We start from the raw sequence: 18,823 nt of genomic DNA on the forward strand, positions 1-18,823 counted from the left end.
CTCAGCCGTTGGGCCCTACTGTCGCAACGATGGTCACCTGCTTGTTGTCAGGAATCTCCTGATACGCCAACACATGCAAACCCGGGACTGCGAGCCGTCCGAACCGCGAGAGCATCGCGCGGACCGGACCTGCTACCAGCAGTATCACCGGTTGACCTTGCATTTCCTGACGCTGCGCCGCATCGATCAACGAGCGTTGCAACTTCTCGGCCATGCTTGGCTCCAGCAGTACGCCCTCTTCCTGGCCTTGTCCGGCCTTCTGCAAACTATTGAGCAATATCTGTTCCAACCTTGGCTCAAGGGTGATCACAGGCAGCTCCGACTCAAGCCCTACAATGCTTTGGACGATGGCACGGGACAATCCGACGCGCACCGCGGCAACTAACGCGGCAGTATCTTGACTCTTGTTGGCATTGTTAGCGATGGCCTCGGCGATGCTGCGGATATCGCGCACCGGCACCTGCTCGGCCAACAGCGCCTGCAGCACCTTGAGCAGTTGCGACAGCGACAGAATGCCGGGCACCAACTCCTCCGCAAGCTTGGGCGAGCCTTTGGCCAGCAATTGCATGAGTTGCTGGACTTCTTCGTGGCCGATCAGCTCGCTGGAGTGCTTGTAGAGAATCTGGTTGAGGTGGGTGGCGACCACCGTGCTGGCGTCCACCACCGTATACCCCAGCGATTGCGCCTGGGCGCGCTGGCTGACTTCGATCCACACCGCCTCCAGGCCGAAGGCCGGATCTTTGGCGGTAATGCCATTGAGCGTGCCGAAGACCTGCCCCGGATTGATCGCCAGTTCGCGATCCGGGTAGATCTCGGCCTCGGCCAGGATCACGCCCATCAGGGTCAGGCGATAGGCGCTGGGCGCCAGGTCGAGGTTGTCACGAATATGCACGGTCGGCATGAGGAACCCGAGGTCTTGGGAGAGCTTCTTGCGCACCCCCTTGATCCGCGCCAGCAACTGGCCGCCCTGGTTGCGGTCCACCAGCGGAATCAGCCGGTAGCCGACTTCCAGGCCGATCATGTCGATCGGGGTCACGTCATCCCAGCCCAGCTCCTTGGTTTCCTGGGCGCGGGCTGGCGAGGGCAGCAGCTCCTGCTGGCGCTGGACCTCTTGCAGCGCCTGGACCTTGACTTTGTTCTGTTTCTTCCAGAACAGATAAGCACCGCCGGCCGCCACCGCCGCCATGCTGAGAAAGGAAAAATGCGGCATGCCCGGCACCAGGCCCATCACCGCCATCATGCCAGCGGCCACTGCGAGGGCCTTGGGCGAGGCAAACATCTGCCGATTGATCTGCTTGCCCATTTCTTCGGAACCGGAAGCACGGGTCACCATGATCGCCGCAGCGGTCGACAGCAACAGTGATGGCAATTGCGCCACCAAACCGTCACCGATGGTCAGCAGCGCGTACACCTTGCCTGCATCGCCAAAGCTCATGCCGTGCTGGAAGATACCGACTGCCATGCCGCCGATCAGGTTGATGAACAAAATCAACAGACCGGCGATGGCATCACCGCGAACGAATTTGCTGGCACCGTCCATGGAACCGTAGAACTCGGCTTCCTGAGCCACTTCCATACGGCGCGCCTTGGCCTGGCCCTGATCGATCAGCCCGGCGTTCAAGTCGGCGTCGATCGCCATTTGTTTGCCGGGCATCGCATCGAGGGTGAAACGCGCGCTCACTTCGGAAATCCGTCCGGCACCCTTGGTCACGACCACGAAGTTGATGATCATCAGGATCGCAAAGACCACGATACCGACCACGTAGTTGCCGCCGATCACCACCTCACCGAAGGCCTGGATCACCTTGCCGGCGGCGGCATGGCCGTCCTGGCCGTGGAGCATCACCACGCGGGTCGAGGCCACGTTCAGCGCCAGGCGCATCAAGGTGGCGACCAGCAAAATGGTCGGGAACACCGCAAAATCCAGCGGCCGCAAGGCGTAGACGCAGACCAGCAGCACGACGATCGACAAGGCAATGTTGAAAGTGAAAAACACGTCGAGCAGGAACGGCGGGATTGGCAACATCATCATCGCCAGCATGACCAACAGCAACAGCGGCACACCCAGATTGCCTCGACTGAGGTCCGCCAGGTTGCTGCGAGCACTGTTGACTAACTGAGAGCGATCCACCGGTATTTCCCCGTCCCTTGAAGCAAACTTTTGACGCCAAAAGCAGGCGCAGAGCGGGTACTGCAAGAAGCCTTCCAACTTTTGTGCAGGCGAATAAGAGTGGGGCGTCGAGGGTGTGTAAGGATCAAGGATATGCGGTGCCCGGGAGGACGCTATCGCGAGCCTGCTCGCGATGAGGCCAGCACTACCAACAACCATCCAGAGCGGGCAATACGGCCAGGAATTTTCCGACAGGCTTTTAAGGTTGCCGGTAGGAAATCGCGTGTTTAGTCTTCGGGAGTCGCTGCCAATTCAGCGATCGGATTTGACCGTCCGCGTAAATCAAGGCGCATCAGCGCCCAAGACCTATTTCAGGCGCTTTTTTTGCACCTGAGGTATCGTGTCGCGGCAGCTGTGCGTGGGACACCTTCGGGTGTGCCGGGTCCCTTGATTCCCGGTCGGTCAACCCGCGTACAGCTGCCACCCATTCGTTTGACCGCGAATGGTGGCAGCTCCACTTAATCAAGGAGCTTCACCATGACCAAAGTCACCCCCGACCCACCAGAAACACCCTGCGTTTCCCCCTACCAATCCCTGGACTCCAAAAAACTCCACCAGGCCGCCCACCGAGCCCTCGATCACTACCTGAACCCGCCCTCCCCGGCCAAGCCGTGCTCCAGCGATGACCGCCGCGTCCAGATCTTCACCGTCGCCCCCGACATCAACACCCAAGACTTGCTGGCCTACTCCTACGAAACCTTCAGCTCGGCCACCCATGAATACCCGGTGAAACCGGTGAGAGCAGAACAACGTTGAAAAATGCTGCCGAGCGGCGCCCGTAGCAGCTGCCGAGCCTGCGAGGCTGCGTTCGGCCGCGAAGCGGTCGTTAAACCAGGCAGCGCGTTCTTTCAGACAAACCGCGTACACAGGTTTTGCGAGGACTTCGGTCGAGCGCGACCCCGGCTTGAACGCAGCCTCGCGGGCTCGGCAGCTGCGGCGGGCGCTAGAGCCAAAAAAGAGGTGCAGACATCAAGAATCGCGGCGCAGATCCGCCGGTATCGGCAGGTCCTTGAGCGGCTCCGGCCGTTTCCCCTTACCCGCCCGATGCTGGCGAATCTGGTACACATACGCCAACACCTGGGCCACCGCCAGGTACAGCCCCGCCGGGATTTCCTGCTCGAGTTCGGTGGAGTAATAGATCGAGCGCGCCAGGGCTGGTGATTCGAGCAGCAGGATATCGTTGGCCACGGCAATTTCGCGGATCTTCAAGGCAGTGAAGTCACTGCCCTTGGCCAGCAGCACCGGCGCACTGCCCTTCTCCGGGTCGTACTTGAGCGCCACCGCATAGTGAGTCGGGTTGGTGATGACCACGTCAGCCTCGGGCACCGCCGCCATCATCCGCCGTTGCGACATCTCGTACTGCAGCTGGCGAATCCGCTGTTTGACCTCGGGGCGACCTTCCTGATCCTTGCTCTCGTCGCGGATTTCCTGCTTGGTCATCAGCAGTTTCTTGTGGCTTTCCCAGAGCTGCACCGGCACATCCACCGCGGCGATCAGCAGCAGGCCACAGGCCATCCACAGGGTACTCCAGCCGACCAGCTGAACACTGTGAATGATCGCCTGGTCCAGCGGTTCATGGGCGATGCGCAGCAAGTCGTCGATGTCCGCCGACAACACCGCCAAGGCCACGAACAGCACGATGAAAAACTTGGCCAGGGCCTTGAGCAATTCGACCAGAGCCTTGGCCGAGAACATGCGCTTGAGGCCTGCCGCCGGGTTCATCCGGCTGAACTTGGGGGCCATGGTATTGGCGGCGAACAACCAGCCTCCCAGGGCGATCGGCCCGATCAGCGCCGCCAGCAGCAAGCAAATCAACACCGGCTGCAGCGCCAGGATGGCGATCTTTCCCGAGTGCAGCAGGTAAAGGCCCATGGAGCGTGTGTCGACGATCACTTCACGGGGCAGGGTGAAATTCAGCCGCATCAACTCCAGCAGATCCTGCGCCAACGCGCCGCCGTAGATCAGCAAGGCGCTGGCTCCGACCAGCATGATCGCCAGGGTATTGAGCTCCTTGGAGCGGGCGACCTCGCCCTTTTCCCGAGAGTCCTTTTTGCGCTTCTCCGTGGGGTCTTCTGTTTTGTCCTGACCGCTTTCGCTTTCTGCCATGACTCAGCGCGCCCGTGCCAGTTCGCGTAAAAACTGCAAGGCTTCGGCTGCCAGCGGTTGATACTGATTGAGGATGTCCGCCAGGCCGACCCAGAAAATAACCAGACCCAGGACCATGGTCAGCGGAAAGCCGATGGAGAAGATGTTCAATTGCGGCGCCGCCCGGGTCATCACACCAAAGGCGATATTGACCACTAACAGCGCGGTGATCGCCGGCAACACCAGCATCAGCGCCGCGCCCAGGACCCAGCCCAGCTTGCCGGCAATCTCCCAGAAGTGATTGACCAGCAAGCCACCGCCCACCGGCAAGGTGGTGAAGCTTTCGGTCAGCACCTCGAACACCACCAGATGCCCGTTCATGGCCAGAAACAGCAGGGTCACCAACATGGTCAGAAATTGCCCGATCACCGCCACCGAAACGCCGTTGGTAGGGTCGACCATCGAGGCGAAACCCATGCCCATCTGGATCGCGACGATCTGTCCGGCCACCACGAACGCCTGGAAGAACAACTGCAAGGAGAATCCCAGCAAGGCTCCGATGATGATCTGCTCGGCAACCAGCAGCAGCGCACTGAGGTCCAGCGCGTGCACCTCGGGCATCGGTGGCAGGCCCGGTACAATCACCACGGTGATCGCCAGGGCGAAGTACAAGCGGATACGCGTGGACACCAGGGTCGTACCGAAAATCGGCATGACCATCAGCAACGAGCCGACCCGAAACAGCGGCAACACGAAGGTCGCTACCCAGGTGCTGATCTGCGTGTCGGTAAGCGCCAGCAACGACATGGGCTAACCGATCAGCTGCGGAATACTGCCGTACAACTGCAGGATGTATTCCATAAAGGTTTGCACCAGCCAGGGCCCGGCAACGATCAGGGTCACCAGCATCACCAGCAGCCGTGGCAGGAAGCTCAGGGTCTGTTCGTTGATCTGGGTGGCGGCCTGGAACATCGCCACCAGCAACCCCACCAGCAAACTCGGGATGACCAGCACCGCGACCATCAGGGTGGTCAGCCAGAGCGCTTCACGGAACAGGTCTACTGCGACTTCAGGAGTCATAACGCGCTACCCGCGAGTAAGGTTTCAAACGCCACCAAAACTGCCGGCCAGCGTGCCGATGATCAACGCCCAGCCATCCACCAGCACGAACAGCATGATCTTGAACGGCAGGGAAATAATCAGCGGCGAGAGCATCATCATGCCCATGGCCATCAGCACACTGGCCACCACCAGGTCGATGATCAGGAACGGAATGAAGATCATGAAGCCGATCTGGAACGCGGTTTTCAGCTCCGAGGTGACGAACGCCGGGACCAGAATGGTCAGCGGCGCCTGATCGGGGCTGGCGATATCCGTGCGCTTGGACAGGCGCATGAACAGCTCCAGGTCGCTGCTGCGGGTCTGCGCCAGCATGAAGTCCTTGAGCGGCACTTGCGCCTTGGCCACGGCGTCCTGGGCCGAGAGCTTTTCAGCCAGATAAGGCTGCAAGGCATCCTGATTCACCCGGTCGAAGACCGGCGCCATGATGAACATAGTCAGGAACAGCGCCATCCCGGTGAGGATCTGGTTCGATGGCGTCTGTTGCAGACCCAGGGCCTGACGCAGGATCGAGAAGACGATGATGATCCGGGTGAAACTGGTCATCAGCATGACGAACGCCGGAATGAAGCTCAGCGCGGTCATGATCAGCAGGATTTGCAGGCTGACCGAGTATTCCTGAGCACCGTCGGCGTTAGTGCCCAGGGTGATGGCCGGAATCGACAGCGGATCGGCAGCAAACGCCAACGGAGCAGCCAGCATCAGAATCAGCGTTAACAGGATGCGCAGCGGCATTACTTCTTATCCTTGTCTTTGCCCAACAGCTCCATCAGGCGCTGGGCAAACTCCGGAATCGCCTGCTCGGTGCTCGGCACTTGCACCGGCTCCTTGAGCACATGCAACGCGGTGATGGTGCCCGGGGTCAGGCCGAGCAGAATCTGTTCGTTACCGACCTGCACCAGCATCAGCCGATCCCGCGGCCCGAGCGCGCGCGAGCCAATCAGTTCGATCACTTGTCCCTTGCCGCCAGGTCCGGCCTGTTGCACCCGGCGCAACAGCCAGGCCAGGAAGAAGATCAGGCCCAGCACCAGCAACAGACCCAGCACCAACTGCGTCAGTTGCCCGCCCACACCGCTGCCGGCCACCGGCGCGGCAGCAGTCGCCAGCGGTTCGGCTGCCCAGGCGTTGAACGGCAACGCCAATACTGCACCGAGTAGCTTTTTCACTCAGCGCAGCTTCTTGATGCGTTCGCTTGGGCTGATCACGTCTGTCAGGCGAATGCCGAACTTCTCGTTGACCACCACTACTTCGCCGTGAGCGATCAGTGTGCCGTTGACCAGTACGTCCAACGGTTCGCCGGCCAGACGATCGAGCTCGATCACCGAGCCCTGGTTCAACTGCAACAGGTTACGGATGTTGATTTCGGTGCTGCCGACTTCCATGGAGATCGATACCGGGATATCCAGAATCACATCCAGGTTCGGACCGTCGAGGGTGACCTGTTCGTTATTCCTCGGCACGCTGCCGAATTCTTCCATCGGCAGACGGTTGGAGGACGGGCCGTTATCGGCTGCCAGCAAGGCATCGATGTCGTCCTGGCTGGCATCACCGGACTCTCCCAGCGCAGCCGCCCATTCATCAGCCAAGGCCTGATCTTCCGCGGAAATTACATCGTCATTAGCCATCAGTGGTCCTCGGCGGGCAAAAATTCATTCAACAAAAGCGACGGGGGTATACGCGCCGCTTAACGGCGCACGATCGGTTCAATCACTTGCAGCGCCAGGTTGCCCTTGTGGGAACCCAGCTTGACCTTGAAGGCCGGCACGCCATTGGCGCGCATGATCAATTCATCCGGCAGTTCCACCGGGATCACATCACCGGGCTGCATGTGCAGGATGTCCCGCAGACGCAACTGGCGACGCGCGACCGTAGCGCTGAGCGGCACATCGACGTCCAGCACATCCTGGCGCAAGGCGTTGACCCAACGTTCGTCCTGGTCATCGAGATCCGACTGGAAACCGGCATCGAGCATTTCCCGCACCGGCTCGATCATCGAGTACGGCATGGTCACGTGCAGATCGCCGCCACCGCCATCGAGTTCAATGTGGAAGGTCGAGACGACGACCGCTTCGCTCGGCCCGACGATGTTGGCCATGGCCGGGTTGACCTCCGAGTTGATGTACTCGAAGTTCACTTCCATGATCGCTTGCCAGGCTTCCTTCAAATCGATGAAGGCCTGCTCCAGCACCATGCGCACCACGCGCAATTCGGTCGGGGTAAATTCACGGCCTTCGATCTTTGCGTGACGACCGTCACCGCCGAAGAAGTTGTCCACCAGTTTGAACACCAGTTTGGCGTCGAGGATGAACAGTGCGGTGCCGCGCAACGGCTTGATCTTGACCAGGTTGAGGCTGGTCGGCACATAGAGCGAGTGCACGTATTCGCCGAACTTCATCACCTGCACGCCACCGACGGCAACGTCCGCGGATCGGCGCAGCATGTTGAACATGCTGATGCGGGTATAGCGGGCAAAACGCTCGTTGATCATTTCCAGGGTCGGCATGCGTCCGCGGACGATGCGATCCTGGCTGGTCAGGTCATAACTTTTGACACTGCCGGGCTCGGCAGCGTTGTCGGTCTGTACCAGACCGTCGTCGACACCATGCAACAGCGCATCGATCTCATCCTGGGACAGCAGGTCCTGCACGGCCATGTCGTGTTCCTACTGCAGTACGAAGTTAGTAAAGAGCAACTGCTCGACCACCACTTTGCCCACTTCTTTCTGCGCCACTTCCTGCACGCTGGCAGTTGCCTTCTGGCGCAGCATCTCCTGGCCGACCGGGGTCGCCAGGGCTTCGAAGCTTTGCCCGGAGAAGAGCATGACCAGGTTGTTGCGAATCACCGGCATGTGGATTTTCAGCGCATCCAGATCGGCCTGATTACGCGCCAGCAGGGTGATGCTCACCTGCATGTAGCGCTGACGGCCGTTGTGGTTGAAGTTGGCGACGAAGGCCGGGGCCATCGACTCATAGATCGCCGCGGGCTTGATGAGGCTGACGACATCGGCAGGGGCTTCAGGCTTGCTCTTGGCGCTGTGCATGACGTACCAGGTCGCCCCGATTGACACACCGATAACCAGCAGCAAAGCCAGAACGATCAGCAGAATAAGCTTGAGTTTGCCTTTCCCGGCGGGGTCTTTTACTGCTTCGCTCTTCGCCATGCCAATAATCCGTCACTATTCGGGTTTTCACAGTCGCACGGCAAGGCAAGAGCAAGTGTTATGCCAGAGTTGTCTGTAGGGAAAAGGATCGGGTGGGGGTGTGAAGTAAAGATCGCAGCCTCGCTACGCTCGACAGCTCCTACGGGCTGCGATCTTTTCACAGACGCCGCAAATTCAATCAGGCGTAATAATCCACCGCACTGGAACCCAATACTGTGGTGCTGGTGGCGGCCACTTCGGCGACTGTCATCGGCAATTCTTCATCCACCGAATCCAGGCGACCACCGCTGGCGCCGGTTCGCCCGCCCTGCCCCTGCTGAGCCTGTTCCTGACCCTGCCAGCCACGGGACTGATCGGACACGTTGACGTCGACCTGGCCCATACCCTGTTGGCTGAACATCTCGCGCAAGCGGTACATCTGCCCTTCGAGTGCTTCGCGGACTACCGCGTGACCGCTCATGAAGGTCACCTGGGTCTGCTGATCGGCAGCCATGTTCACCCGAATATCCAGACGCCCCAGCTCGGCCGGCTGCAGCTGAATATCGGCCGACTTGAGGTTGGCGCTGGACAGGTACATGACCCGGTTGACTACCTCTTCGGTCCAGCCACTTTGATGCATCGCCAACGGTTGATTCACCGGCAGCGTGTTGGCGGTTTTTGGCGTGGCGGCCTGGGTCAATGCCGCCAGACGGTTGGCGAAGTCATCGACCCGGGTATCGCTGGCGGCAGTTGTCAGGTCTTTGAGGCCATCATCGATCAAGCCACTAAAGGCCTTGTCCGTGCCCTGCTCGGTACCGCCGGTATCGGCCTGCTCCAGCATGCCCGCCAGCGCATTGGTGAAGTTCTGCGCCGGGGTCGGTTCGGCCGCAGGCGCAGCCGCCTTGCCTTGAGCCTGACTGGACGCCGAGACATGCCCGCTCTGCTCGAGGGCCAGACGTACCGCCGGCAACGCATCAAGTGGATCGGCTTCAGGGTCGAAATCGGCATCGACCGGTACCGCCGAGGCGGCCAACGGCGCCTCAACCGCAGCAACAGCCGCCGGCGTGGGCACCACTGCCTGCATCAGTGCCGGGGCCAGGGCCGGATCAACGGCAACCATGTCGGTCAGCGGGGCATCGGTCGCAGCCCCAGCGTCGCTGACGAGCTTATCGTCCGCCTCGACTGCTTGATCGCCAGGCAAGGCATTGCCGCTATCGGCAACTGCCGGCTGCGGGGCGGCAGCCTTATCAGTGGCCGCGCCCTGCTGGTCGCGCAGCGGTTTTGCCGATCCCTCTCCCGCCGCGACAGGCTTGTTCATCGCCTCTTTGGCAAGCACCTGGGAAAAATGTGCAGGCTTATCCCCAGCCCCGGCAACGGTTGCCTGGTTATTGGCAGTCGCGGCCTGAGGCTTGGCCGTGGTCGCGGCCTGAAGAAGCATGTTTGGGGCGAGGGGCATAAAACGGTCTCCAGTGCACTGGGGGCGTTGGCACGGTTGCAAGCTAACCAGCAAGGTAGAGCAAAGGTCGAGCCAGGTTCGCTCGGTGGAGACGAAAACCGCCCGGCGGCAGTTTTCAACATTGGAAGCGCTGGCGCTCTTCTTTGAACAGAGGCCGAACTATAGCGAATTCGCCGTCAATCTCGGCGACCAGCTTTTTGATACCGCCCAGCAACGGTTCTTTGGCTCGCTGCTCAAGTTGATGGCACAACTCGGCGAGACGGATAGCGCCCATATTGCTGCTGCTGCCTTTGAAGCTATGGGCCGTGATGATGAGCTGATAGGCATCACTGGCTTTATGCAGCAATCGCAAGCGCTCTTCGGAATCTGCAAGAAAGGTATCCAGCAACAGCGGATACTCGTCTTCCATGACTTCGCGCAATGCGCTCAGCACCTCGTGGTCTAGATGGATCTCAGCCACTTGTTCACTCCCTGATCAAGAATTTGGAGATTATGCCAGAGCCTCCCATGAAAACTCCACGCAGGCACTTCGACCATCGTCGGACCAGCTCGCGCTATGGCTCAATTGGCGAACCAAACCAAGGCCACGCCCTGACAAACGATCGACATCCACGGGCCTGGCCATCACTCGCTGCACATCAAAGCCTTCGCCACTGTCTTCGACCCGAACCACCAGGCATCCGCCCTCGCCCCTCGGCGCCACCTGCAAATGCACGCGCACGTAACCCTCTTGCAGTTGGTCCAGACGCGCATTGCGCTGCTGGTAGTAGTGCGCAAAACCGCGGGCATCGCGCTTGATGCTCGAGTCCAACCCCAACACGCCGTGCTCCAGGGCATTGGAATAGAGTTCGGCCATTACACTGTAGAGCGCGCCGCTTTGCCCCCGCAGGCCATGCACCTCAAGCAACAACTGCAACAAATAAGGCAATGGATTGAAACGTTTGAGGGTGGCTGCGCGAAACTCGAAACTCACCGACCAATCCAGCGGGCACGACTGGCCACTGTCGGAATAGATCATCACCGGCCGGGTCATCTGGTCGGCCTCCAGCAGGCTCACCTCGACCATGCTCACATCGTCACGCGCCTCACCGCGAAAATCCCTCAGCGCCTGTTCGATCTCCTCGAACAATCGATCTGGCTGGCGATTGGCGGCAAACACCTGCCGCAAGCGCTCGACGCCAAATAACTGTTCACTCGCATCACAGGTATCGATCACCCCGTCCGACAGCAGGAAGATCCGGTCTCCAAGTGCCATGGGCAAGACTTCGGTCCGATCATCGAAGTCTTGCGCGCCGAGGATGCCCAAAGGTAAATGCTGCGAAAGCAGCGGTGTGCGTTCACCCGTGGCGATGCAATGCAGGTAACCATCCGGCATCCCGCCATTCCAGACCTCCACCGCACGGCGCTGAAAACTCAGGGACAGCAGAGTCGCGCAGCAAAACATATCCACCGGCAGGATGCGCTTGAGCTTGGCATTCATCTCGCGCAGGGTTTCCGACAGGCCGTAGCCCTTGGCGGTCATGCCATAAAAGACTTCCGCCAACGGCATGGCACCGACCGCGGCCGGCAAGCCATGGCCGGTGAAATCGCCCAGCAGCACGTGCATATCGCCCGCCGGGGTGAATGCCGCGAGCAGCAAATCGCCATTGAACAGTGCATAAGGCGATTGCAGGTAACGAATGTTCGGCGCGCTCAGGCAGCCGGAATGCGCCACCTTGTCGAACACTGCCTTGGCCACCCGCTGCTCGTTGAGCAAGTAATCATGGTGCCGGGCAATCTGGTCGCGCTGCTCGAGCACCGTCGCCTGCAGTCTGCGCAAACGGTCCATGGCCTTGATCTTGGCCGCCAGAATCACCTGGTTATACGGCTTTGCCAGAAAGTCGTCGCCGCCGGCCTCCAGGCAGCGGGCCAGGGCTTCGCTTTCGGTCAGGGAGGTCAGGAAGATGATCGGCACCAGGGTTTCGCCGGCCAATTGCTTGATCCGGCGCGCCGCCTCGAAACCGTCCATCACCGGCATCATGGCGTCCATCAACACCAGTTGCGGGCGCTGCTGCTCGAACAGCGCCAGCGCTTCGGCGCCGTTGCTGGCGGTCAGCACGGCATGCCCCTGGCGCCGGACGATGGTCGACAGCAGCAGCCGATCGGCCGCACTGTCTTCGGCGATCAGCACCGTCAGCGCTTCGAACCCCGATTGCATGGCGATCAACTGATGTCGAAGAGTTTGTCGAAATTGGAGATGGCGAGGATCTTGCGCACGTCCGAGCTGCTATTGATCACTTTCACGTCGGAGCGTTCTCCACCGGCATGATCACGCAACAACAACAGCATGCCCAGCGCCGAGCTGTCGAGATAGGTTGCTTCCTTCAAGTCCACTACAACCGCACTGGGTGCCTGGATGAAACGCTCGTAGCAGTCGCGAAACTCCTGATGCTTGCCAAAATCAAAGCGACCCTTGATCGAAATCGTGAGTTTTTGCCCGTCCGGTGACACTTCTGATTCAACCGACATGATAATGCTTCCTTGTCATTGGCAACCTGTACAAGGTTTAGCATCCTACAGCCTCACGGGCAACAGGCCGCTAGTCCAAAGTCGTAATGTCGCCCCCATAACTCTGAAATATTCCCTTCTTTGCTTCGCAAAACGCCCCGCTACGCGGTTAATCACAGTCTGGCCGGGGACGATGCGGTCCTTGACGGAACGATTGCACTGGACTTCGAGGCGCGCAATTCAGCCGATGACCTCGATGAACAGGGACTCGTAATCCAGCTTCCTGGCGCCATCGGATTTTTTCAGTTGATAGGAAAACTCCACCTGGACCCTGGCCAGATGCTTGAGAGTGGCGTAAGGGACCAGCAGCTCGACGATGCTTGGAACTTCTTTGACCGGCGCTTCGATATTGAAGTAGACAGGAGCCCCATTTGCCGGTGTGCCGCGCACGCTCACGTCGATGATGTCGGCGGGCGTGTAGCCATCCCCGATGGCCACGACTTGCACGGTCGCGGCCTTGCCGTCCAGCTCATTCAGATGGAGTTCACCGCGCCGGGATTCCTTTAAGAGGGGGTGATCGAGGAAGGCACTGATTGAGGAAGCAGACGCTTGAGAAGGCATGGGAAACTCCTGTAGGGATCTGGCTTACGGAGTTATTCAATCCTCAAGCAGGGAGGCTGGCTACTGTCAGAACTAACAGGTGGAAGGCATGAAGCGCGGAAAAACATAACCGTCTGTCAGAAACCAGGACCTGACGAAGCCGGTGGCTCACCTGCGCAAAACCGCCTCAGTACTGATCCTTGCGCGGCATGCGTTGCGACAACTCATCCAGCAACTTCTGCTCGCGCTTGTCTTCCAGCTGTCGCGCCTCGTCGATATAGCGCTGAACCAGCTTGCGCAAGCCCTCGACCCGCGCATAGGCCTGTTGCCAGGTATCCCGGGCCTTGTTCAGGTTGTTCTGGTGCCAGGCCAGGCTTTGCCGCTGCTGGCCGACCGCGGTTTCCAGCTGGTTGAGGAAGTGCTGGTAATTCATCAGCCATTGCCCGGACACCCCCTGGCTGCCGCGCTCGATCCATTGCTGCTGGTATTCGCCGCGAAAGCGTTCCAGGTCTCCCAGCTTGCTTTCGGCCAGGCAGACCTGGCCCTGAAAGTGCCCCAGACGCTGGGCGGCGTTGCGCTCGGCGCGTTCGGCCATGTCGACCACTGGCGCCAGACGCGCCGCACGGCTCTGGGCCATGGCCTAATACCAACCAGACAAGGCGACACGCGACCTGTAGCAGCTGCCGCCAGGCTGCGTCCGACTGCGCAGCAGTCGTAAAATCAAGCGCTGCGGTGTTTCAGGCGAGCCGTGCAAGCAGGTCTGGCGCCTGCTGCGCAGTCGGACGCAGGCTTCGCCAGCTGCTACAAGTACGCGCCACAGGTATCGGGCCATGGCGCGTTAACCGCCGACCGCGGGGGCGAATACCGAGGCGAGATGGGCCACGCTCTCGCCCTGGCTGATGTTGTCGTTCAAGCCCTGGCGCAGATAGGTGACCATGGCGGGCTGCAAGGCAATGGCCATATCGGTTTCCCGATCGCCGCCAGGCACATAGGCGCCGACGCTGATCAGGTCACGGCTTTGCTGGTAGCGCGACCAGAGCTGTTTGAAGTGTTGCGCGCGCTGCATGTGTTCGGCGCTGACCACCGACGGCATGACCCGGCTGATGGAGGCTTCGATATCGATGGCCGGGTAGTGCCCCTCTTCCGCCAGGCGCCGCGACAACACGATGTGACCGTCAAGCACACCCCGTGCAGAGTCGGCGATCGGGTCCTGCTGGTCGTCGCCTTCCGAGAGCACGGTATAGAACGCAGTGATCGAACCACCGCCCGCCTCGGCGTTACCGGCGCGCTCCACCAGTTTCGGCAGTTTGGCGAACACCGAAGGCGGATACCCCTTGGTCGCCGGCGGCTCGCCGATGGCCAGGGCGATTTCCCGCTGGGCCTGGGCGAAACGGGTCAGCGAATCCATCAGCAACAGGACATTCTTGCCCTTGTCGCGAAAGTATTCGGCAATCCGCGTGCAATACATCGCCGCGCGCAAGCGCATCAGCGGCGCATCATCCGCTGGGGACGCGACGACCACCGAGCGCTTGAGGCCTTCTTCACCGAGGCTATGCTCGATGAACTCTTTAACTTCACGACCGCGCTCGCCGATCAGCCCGACGACAATGATGTCGGCCTCGGTAAAGCGAGTCATCATCCCCAGCAGCACACTCTTGCCGACGCCGGTACCGGCGAACAGCCCCAAGCGCTGACCGCGGCCGACCGTCAATAAACCGTTGATGCAGCGAATACCCACGTCAAGCGGCTGACTGATCGGGTTGCGCTTGAGCGGATTGATGGTCGGGCCATCCATCGGCACCCAGTCTTCGGCCTTCATGCCCCCTTTGCCATCGAGCGCCCGCCCGGCGCCATCGAGCACCCGGCCGAGCATGCTCATGCCCATCGGCAAACGACCGGTATCGGCCAGCGGAACCACCCGCGCGCCCGGCGCGATGCCGGCGACACTGCCCACCGGCATTAGAAAGATTTTGTCGCCGGAGAAACCCATGACTTCAGCCTCGACCTGCACCGGGTGATAACTGTCATCGTTGATCACCACACAGCGACTGCCCATGGCCGCGCGCAAGCCTTCGGCTTCAAGCGTCAAGCCGACCATGCGCAACAGACGCCCTTCAAGGATTGGCTGACCGAGCAATTGGGTGGCCTCGGCGTAGCTGCCCAGGCGCTTGGCGAAGCTGGTTCGCTCAAGGCGCATCGGGAGTGTCCAGTTCAATGCTCAGGTCCGCTGCGGCCGGATGCAAAGCCTGTTCGTGCAACTGGTCGAAGAGTTTGGCCATGACCTGACTGATCCGCGTTTCGATCGTCGCATCAATGCGGCTGTGGGGGGTTTCAACCCGCAGGCCACCGGGCTGCAACGTGGCGTCTTCGACGATTCGCCATTTTTCCTCATGGCGTTCGCGCAGGGCTTTGACCTGTTCGAAATCCTGTGGATTGATAAACAGGCGGACATTCTCCGCGCCCAGCGGCAACAGCTTCAACGCTTCGCGCATCACCCGCTCGAGCTGCGTCGAATCGATCGCCAGTTCGCGCTGAATGACCTGCCGGGTGATGTGCTCGACCAATCCGACCATGGCCTTCTCGATCTGCGAGTCCTGATCGGCAATCGGTTCGAACAGGTTGCCCATCAGCCGTTCAAGGCTGGCCAGTCGAGTGCCCAAGGCCACTTCGGCTTCCTGGCGCACCTTGAGTTGAGTGCTGTGAAAGCCCTCTTTCTCACCGGTCGCGAAGCCTTCGTTATAGGCCTCCTGGCGGATGCTTTCGAGCTCTTCAAGGGTCAGTGGCTGGACTTCTTCCAGCGGCACTTCTTCCATCTCGACCGGTGTTTCTTCCACGATCGGCTCGGGCTCAGGCTCCGGTTGATGCGGGTCGAAACTGGGCAGCGACCAGACGTCGAAACCACCGACGTCACAGGCGCGAATCAGGTCGCTGGGGGATTCGTCTTTGTTGGAAGGCCCCACTTAAATCATTTCCTCGCCGCCCTTGCCGCCGAGAACGATTTCTCCGGCTTCGGCCATACGGCGGGCAATGGTGAGGATTTCTTTCTGCGCGGTTTCCACATCGCTGACACGCACCGGGCCCTTGGCCTCGAGGTCGTCGCGCAACAATTCGGAGGCTCGCTTGGACATGTTCTTGAAAATCTTCTCCTTGACGCCTTCGTCCGAGCCCTTGAGGGCCAGCACCAGTACGTCCGAGGAAACTTCGCGCAGCAGTGCCTGGATACCCCGATCGTCGACATCGGAGAGGTTGTTGAAGACGAACATCAGGTCCTCGATCTGACCGGACAGGTCTTCGTCGACATCGCGAATCGCGTCCATCAGCTGACCTTCGATCGAGCTGTCGAGGAAGTTCATGATGTCGGCAGCACGCTTGATGCCGCCCAGAGTGGTGCGCGAAGCGTTGGAATTGCCGGAGAACTGCTTCTCGAGAATCTGGTTGAGCTCTTTCAGGGCCGCAGGCTGGACAGTGTTGAGCGAGGAAACCCGCAACACGATATCGAGCCGTACCTTATGGTCGAAATGCCCGAGCACTTCGCCGGCCTGGTCCGGGTCCAGGTAGGCGACGACTATCGCCTGGATTTGCGGGTGCTCGTAACGGATCACATCCGCCACTGCCCGTGGCTCCATCCACTTCAGGCTGTCCAGGCCGCTGGTGTTGCCACCCAGCAGGATCCGGTCGATCAGGCCGTTGGCCTTGTCTTCGCCCAGGGCCTGGGTAAGCATCTTGCGCACATAGTCATCGGAACCGACGCCAAGGCTGGTCTGGTCGCCGACGATTTCGACGAACTCGCTCATCACCTGCTCGACCTGCTCGCGGTGCACATTGCGCATCTGCGCCATGGCCACGCCGACCCGCTGGACCTCTTTGGGCCCCATGTGCCGCAGCACCTGCGCGGCATCGGTCGACCCCAGGGACAGCAGCAGAATCGCGGCCTTGTCGACCCGGGAAAGTTTGGCGGCGGCGGCTCGGTTATCACTCATCTGCGTTAATCCACTCTTTCACGACCTGAGCCACGCGACCCGGGTCTTCTGCCACCAGACTTTTGATTGCATTCAACTGTGCGTCATAACCTTCGCTCGGGCTCGGCAGCAGGATGCTTTGCGGGCCACCGAGGCTGACGCGATCGTTGGCCAGTTCGCCATCCAGACCGCCCATACCACCCAGCTCGACATCGCTGTCCAAACCGACCAGTTGCTTGCCTTTGCCGGTGATGTTGTTGAGCACCGGACGCAGCACACCGAACACCAGCACCAGGATGAACAACACCCCGAGCAGTTGCTTCACCACATCCCAGAACCAGGGTTGGGAGTAGAACGGAATTTCGGCAATCACTTCACCGCGCTCGGCGGAGAACGGCATGTTGATCACGCTGACGCTATCGCCACGGCTAGCGTCGAAACCCACCGCGTCCTGCACCAGGCGGGTGAAGCGCGCCAATTCGTCGGCGCTCCACGGCGCACGGGTGATTTCGCCATTGGCCGCGTTGAGCTTGACCTGGTCATCCACCACCACCGACACCGAGAGGCGATTCAACCGGCCCTGCTGCTGCTTGGTGTGGCTGATGGAGCGATCCAGCTCGAAGTTCTTGGTCGATTGTTGACGCTTGTCCGCCGGGTACGGTGCCAGCATCGGCTGACCGGTGGCCGGGTCCATGATCTGTTGACCGTTGGCATCGAGCAATGGCTGGCCTGGCTGCACCATGCCGGCCGATGCAGTGGCGCCTCCGGTGGTTTGCGGCGCGGAAGCCGGCGATGGTGGCTGGTTGCTCAGGGCACCCGGTACGCCTTGCGGGCCGTTGCTGGCGGTGCGTTGTTCATTGACCGATTGCTCGCTGCGCAACGCCGGCTGGTCCGGGTTGAACTGCTCGGAAGTCGACTCGACGGCGCTGAAGTCGACATCAGCCGAAACCTCGGCTTTGTAGCGGTCGTTGCCCAGTACCGGCTGCAGAATATTGTGCACACGCTGGGTAAGCATGCTTTCCATGCGCCGGCTGTAATCGAATTGCTTGCCAGCCATGGTCAGTTCGGAGTTTTCCGCCTGGTCGGAGAGCAGATTGCCCTTCTGGTCGACCACGGTGATCTGCGACTTGCTCAGTTCAGGAACGCTGGTGGCCACCAGATTGATAATTGCCAACACCTGGCCCGGCTCCAGCGAGCGACCGGAATACAGCTCCACCAGTACCGAAGCACTGGGCTTGCGCTCGTCACGCACGAACACCGAACTCTTCGGAATCGCCAGGTGCACCCGCGCGCCCTTGACGTTGTTCAAGCTGGAGATGGTCCGCGCCAGTTCACCTTCAAGGCCACGACGATAACGGGTCGCTTCCATGAACTGGCTGGTACCCAGGCCCTGGTCCTTGTCGAGGATCTCAAAACCGATATTGCCGTCGGTCGGGGTCACGCCGGCACCGGCCAGCTTGAGCCGCGCCCGCGACAGATCATCGGCCTTGACCAGCAAGGCACCGGAGTTGGGCTCGACGGTGTAGGTAATATCGGCAGCGGCCAGGGTGTCCATGACCTGCTTGGCGTCCATACCGGCAAGGCTGCCGTACAGCGGCCGGTAATCGGGCTGCTGGGACCACAACACCACGGCAAAACCAATCGCCACGCTCGCGGCCAGACCAACCATGAGGCCGACCTGACGCAACATGGTCATCTCGGAGAGGTTTTCCAGAAAGGACAAGCCGAACAGCGGCGGTTTGCCGTCTGCCGGGGTGGCCTTCGCCGGAACGTTATCGGAGATTGCTTCTGCCATGACTCGATGTCTT

General features: G+C 60.6%; 20 protein-coding genes. 1 reads left to right on the top strand and 19 read right to left on the bottom strand.

Going from position 1 to position 18,823, the window contains the following annotated elements:
- Position 1: 1 nt before the first annotated feature.
- Positions 2-2,131, bottom strand: coding sequence for a flagellar biosynthesis protein FlhA (gene flhA / locus AC3IUA_RS21100; protein WP_489356846.1), 2,130 nt, complete (start codon positions 2,129-2,131; stop codon positions 2-4).
- 516 nt (positions 2,132-2,647) lie between these two features.
- On the opposite strand from flhA, the gene AC3IUA_RS21105 reads away from it, so the two are divergent.
- A complete protein-coding gene (locus tag AC3IUA_RS21105) occupies positions 2,648-2,926 on the top strand; it encodes a DUF6124 family protein (RefSeq protein WP_489356847.1) in 279 nt (92 codons plus the stop codon).
- Positions 2,927-3,139: 213 nt separating this feature from the next.
- On the opposite strand, the gene flhB is transcribed toward AC3IUA_RS21105, so the two are convergent.
- The 18 genes from flhB to fliF form a co-directional block, all read right to left on the bottom strand.
- Complete coding sequence (flhB, locus tag AC3IUA_RS21110) at positions 3,140-4,276, bottom strand: flagellar biosynthesis protein FlhB (RefSeq protein ID WP_489356848.1); 1,137 nt, start codon at positions 4,274-4,276, stop codon at positions 3,140-3,142.
- Positions 4,277-4,279: 3 nt separating this feature from the next.
- Complete coding sequence (gene fliR, locus AC3IUA_RS21115; protein ID WP_489356849.1) at positions 4,280-5,062, bottom strand: flagellar biosynthetic protein FliR; 783 nt, start codon at positions 5,060-5,062, stop codon at positions 4,280-4,282.
- Positions 5,063-5,065: 3 nt separating this feature from the next.
- Entirely contained in the window at positions 5,066-5,335 is a 270-nt protein-coding gene (fliQ, locus tag AC3IUA_RS21120) for a flagellar biosynthesis protein FliQ (RefSeq protein WP_489356850.1), read from the bottom strand.
- Positions 5,336-5,359: 24 nt separating this feature from the next.
- On the bottom strand, positions 5,360-6,109 hold the full coding sequence (fliP, locus tag AC3IUA_RS21125; RefSeq protein ID WP_489356851.1) for a flagellar type III secretion system pore protein FliP: 750 nt from the start codon (positions 6,107-6,109) through the stop codon (positions 5,360-5,362).
- Complete coding sequence (fliO, locus tag AC3IUA_RS21130) at positions 6,109-6,540, bottom strand: flagellar biosynthetic protein FliO (protein ID WP_489356852.1); 432 nt, start codon at positions 6,538-6,540, stop codon at positions 6,109-6,111. The genes fliP and fliO overlap by 1 nt, the downstream gene beginning before the upstream one ends.
- Positions 6,541-6,999 carry a flagellar motor switch protein FliN gene (gene fliN, locus AC3IUA_RS21135; protein ID WP_150804324.1) on the bottom strand — a complete coding sequence of 153 codons (459 nt, stop codon included), beginning with the start codon at positions 6,997-6,999 and terminating at the stop codon, positions 6,541-6,543.
- Between the two features lie 59 nt (positions 7,000-7,058).
- Positions 7,059-8,027 (bottom strand): flagellar motor switch protein FliM, encoded by a 969-nt coding sequence (gene fliM / locus AC3IUA_RS21140; RefSeq protein WP_489356853.1) that lies wholly within the window; start codon positions 8,025-8,027, stop codon positions 7,059-7,061.
- A gap of 9 nt (positions 8,028-8,036) precedes the next feature.
- Positions 8,037-8,534 carry a flagellar basal body-associated protein FliL gene (gene fliL / locus AC3IUA_RS21145; protein ID WP_489356854.1) on the bottom strand — a complete coding sequence of 166 codons (498 nt, stop codon included), beginning with the start codon at positions 8,532-8,534 and terminating at the stop codon, positions 8,037-8,039.
- Between the two features lie 178 nt (positions 8,535-8,712).
- A complete protein-coding gene (locus AC3IUA_RS21150) occupies positions 8,713-9,969 on the bottom strand; it encodes a flagellar hook-length control protein FliK (protein ID WP_489356855.1) in 1,257 nt (418 codons plus the stop codon).
- Positions 9,970-10,084: 115 nt separating this feature from the next.
- Positions 10,085-10,429, bottom strand: coding sequence for an Hpt domain-containing protein (locus AC3IUA_RS21155; protein ID WP_489356856.1), 345 nt, complete (start codon positions 10,427-10,429; stop codon positions 10,085-10,087).
- Positions 10,430-10,459: 30 nt separating this feature from the next.
- Complete coding sequence (locus AC3IUA_RS21160) at positions 10,460-12,166, bottom strand: SpoIIE family protein phosphatase (RefSeq protein ID WP_489356857.1); 1,707 nt, start codon at positions 12,164-12,166, stop codon at positions 10,460-10,462.
- Positions 12,167-12,171: 5 nt separating this feature from the next.
- Positions 12,172-12,477: an STAS domain-containing protein gene (locus AC3IUA_RS21165; RefSeq protein ID WP_489356858.1), complete on the bottom strand. Its 306-nt coding sequence runs from the start codon at positions 12,475-12,477 to the stop codon at positions 12,172-12,174.
- A gap of 219 nt (positions 12,478-12,696) precedes the next feature.
- Entirely contained in the window at positions 12,697-13,077 is a 381-nt protein-coding gene (locus AC3IUA_RS21170) for a hypothetical protein (RefSeq protein WP_489356859.1), read from the bottom strand.
- 166 nt (positions 13,078-13,243) lie between these two features.
- Positions 13,244-13,693 carry a flagellar export protein FliJ gene (fliJ, locus tag AC3IUA_RS21175; RefSeq protein ID WP_489356860.1) on the bottom strand — a complete coding sequence of 150 codons (450 nt, stop codon included), beginning with the start codon at positions 13,691-13,693 and terminating at the stop codon, positions 13,244-13,246.
- Positions 13,694-13,894: 201 nt separating this feature from the next.
- Positions 13,895-15,253, bottom strand: a complete 1,359-nt coding sequence (fliI, locus tag AC3IUA_RS21180) for a flagellar protein export ATPase FliI (protein WP_489356861.1) — start codon at positions 15,251-15,253, stop codon at positions 13,895-13,897.
- Positions 15,243-16,016, bottom strand: coding sequence for a flagellar assembly protein FliH (gene fliH, locus AC3IUA_RS21185; RefSeq protein ID WP_489356862.1), 774 nt, complete (start codon positions 16,014-16,016; stop codon positions 15,243-15,245). The genes fliI and fliH overlap by 11 nt, the downstream gene beginning before the upstream one ends.
- Positions 16,017-17,036 carry a flagellar motor switch protein FliG gene (fliG, locus tag AC3IUA_RS21190; RefSeq protein WP_489356863.1) on the bottom strand — a complete coding sequence of 340 codons (1,020 nt, stop codon included), beginning with the start codon at positions 17,034-17,036 and terminating at the stop codon, positions 16,017-16,019.
- A complete protein-coding gene (gene fliF / locus AC3IUA_RS21195) occupies positions 17,029-18,810 on the bottom strand; it encodes a flagellar basal-body MS-ring/collar protein FliF (protein ID WP_489356864.1) in 1,782 nt (593 codons plus the stop codon). The genes fliG and fliF overlap by 8 nt, the downstream gene beginning before the upstream one ends.
- Positions 18,811-18,823 lie beyond the last annotated feature (13 nt).

The organism is Pseudomonas sp. KH_050, from assembly GCF_057838875.1.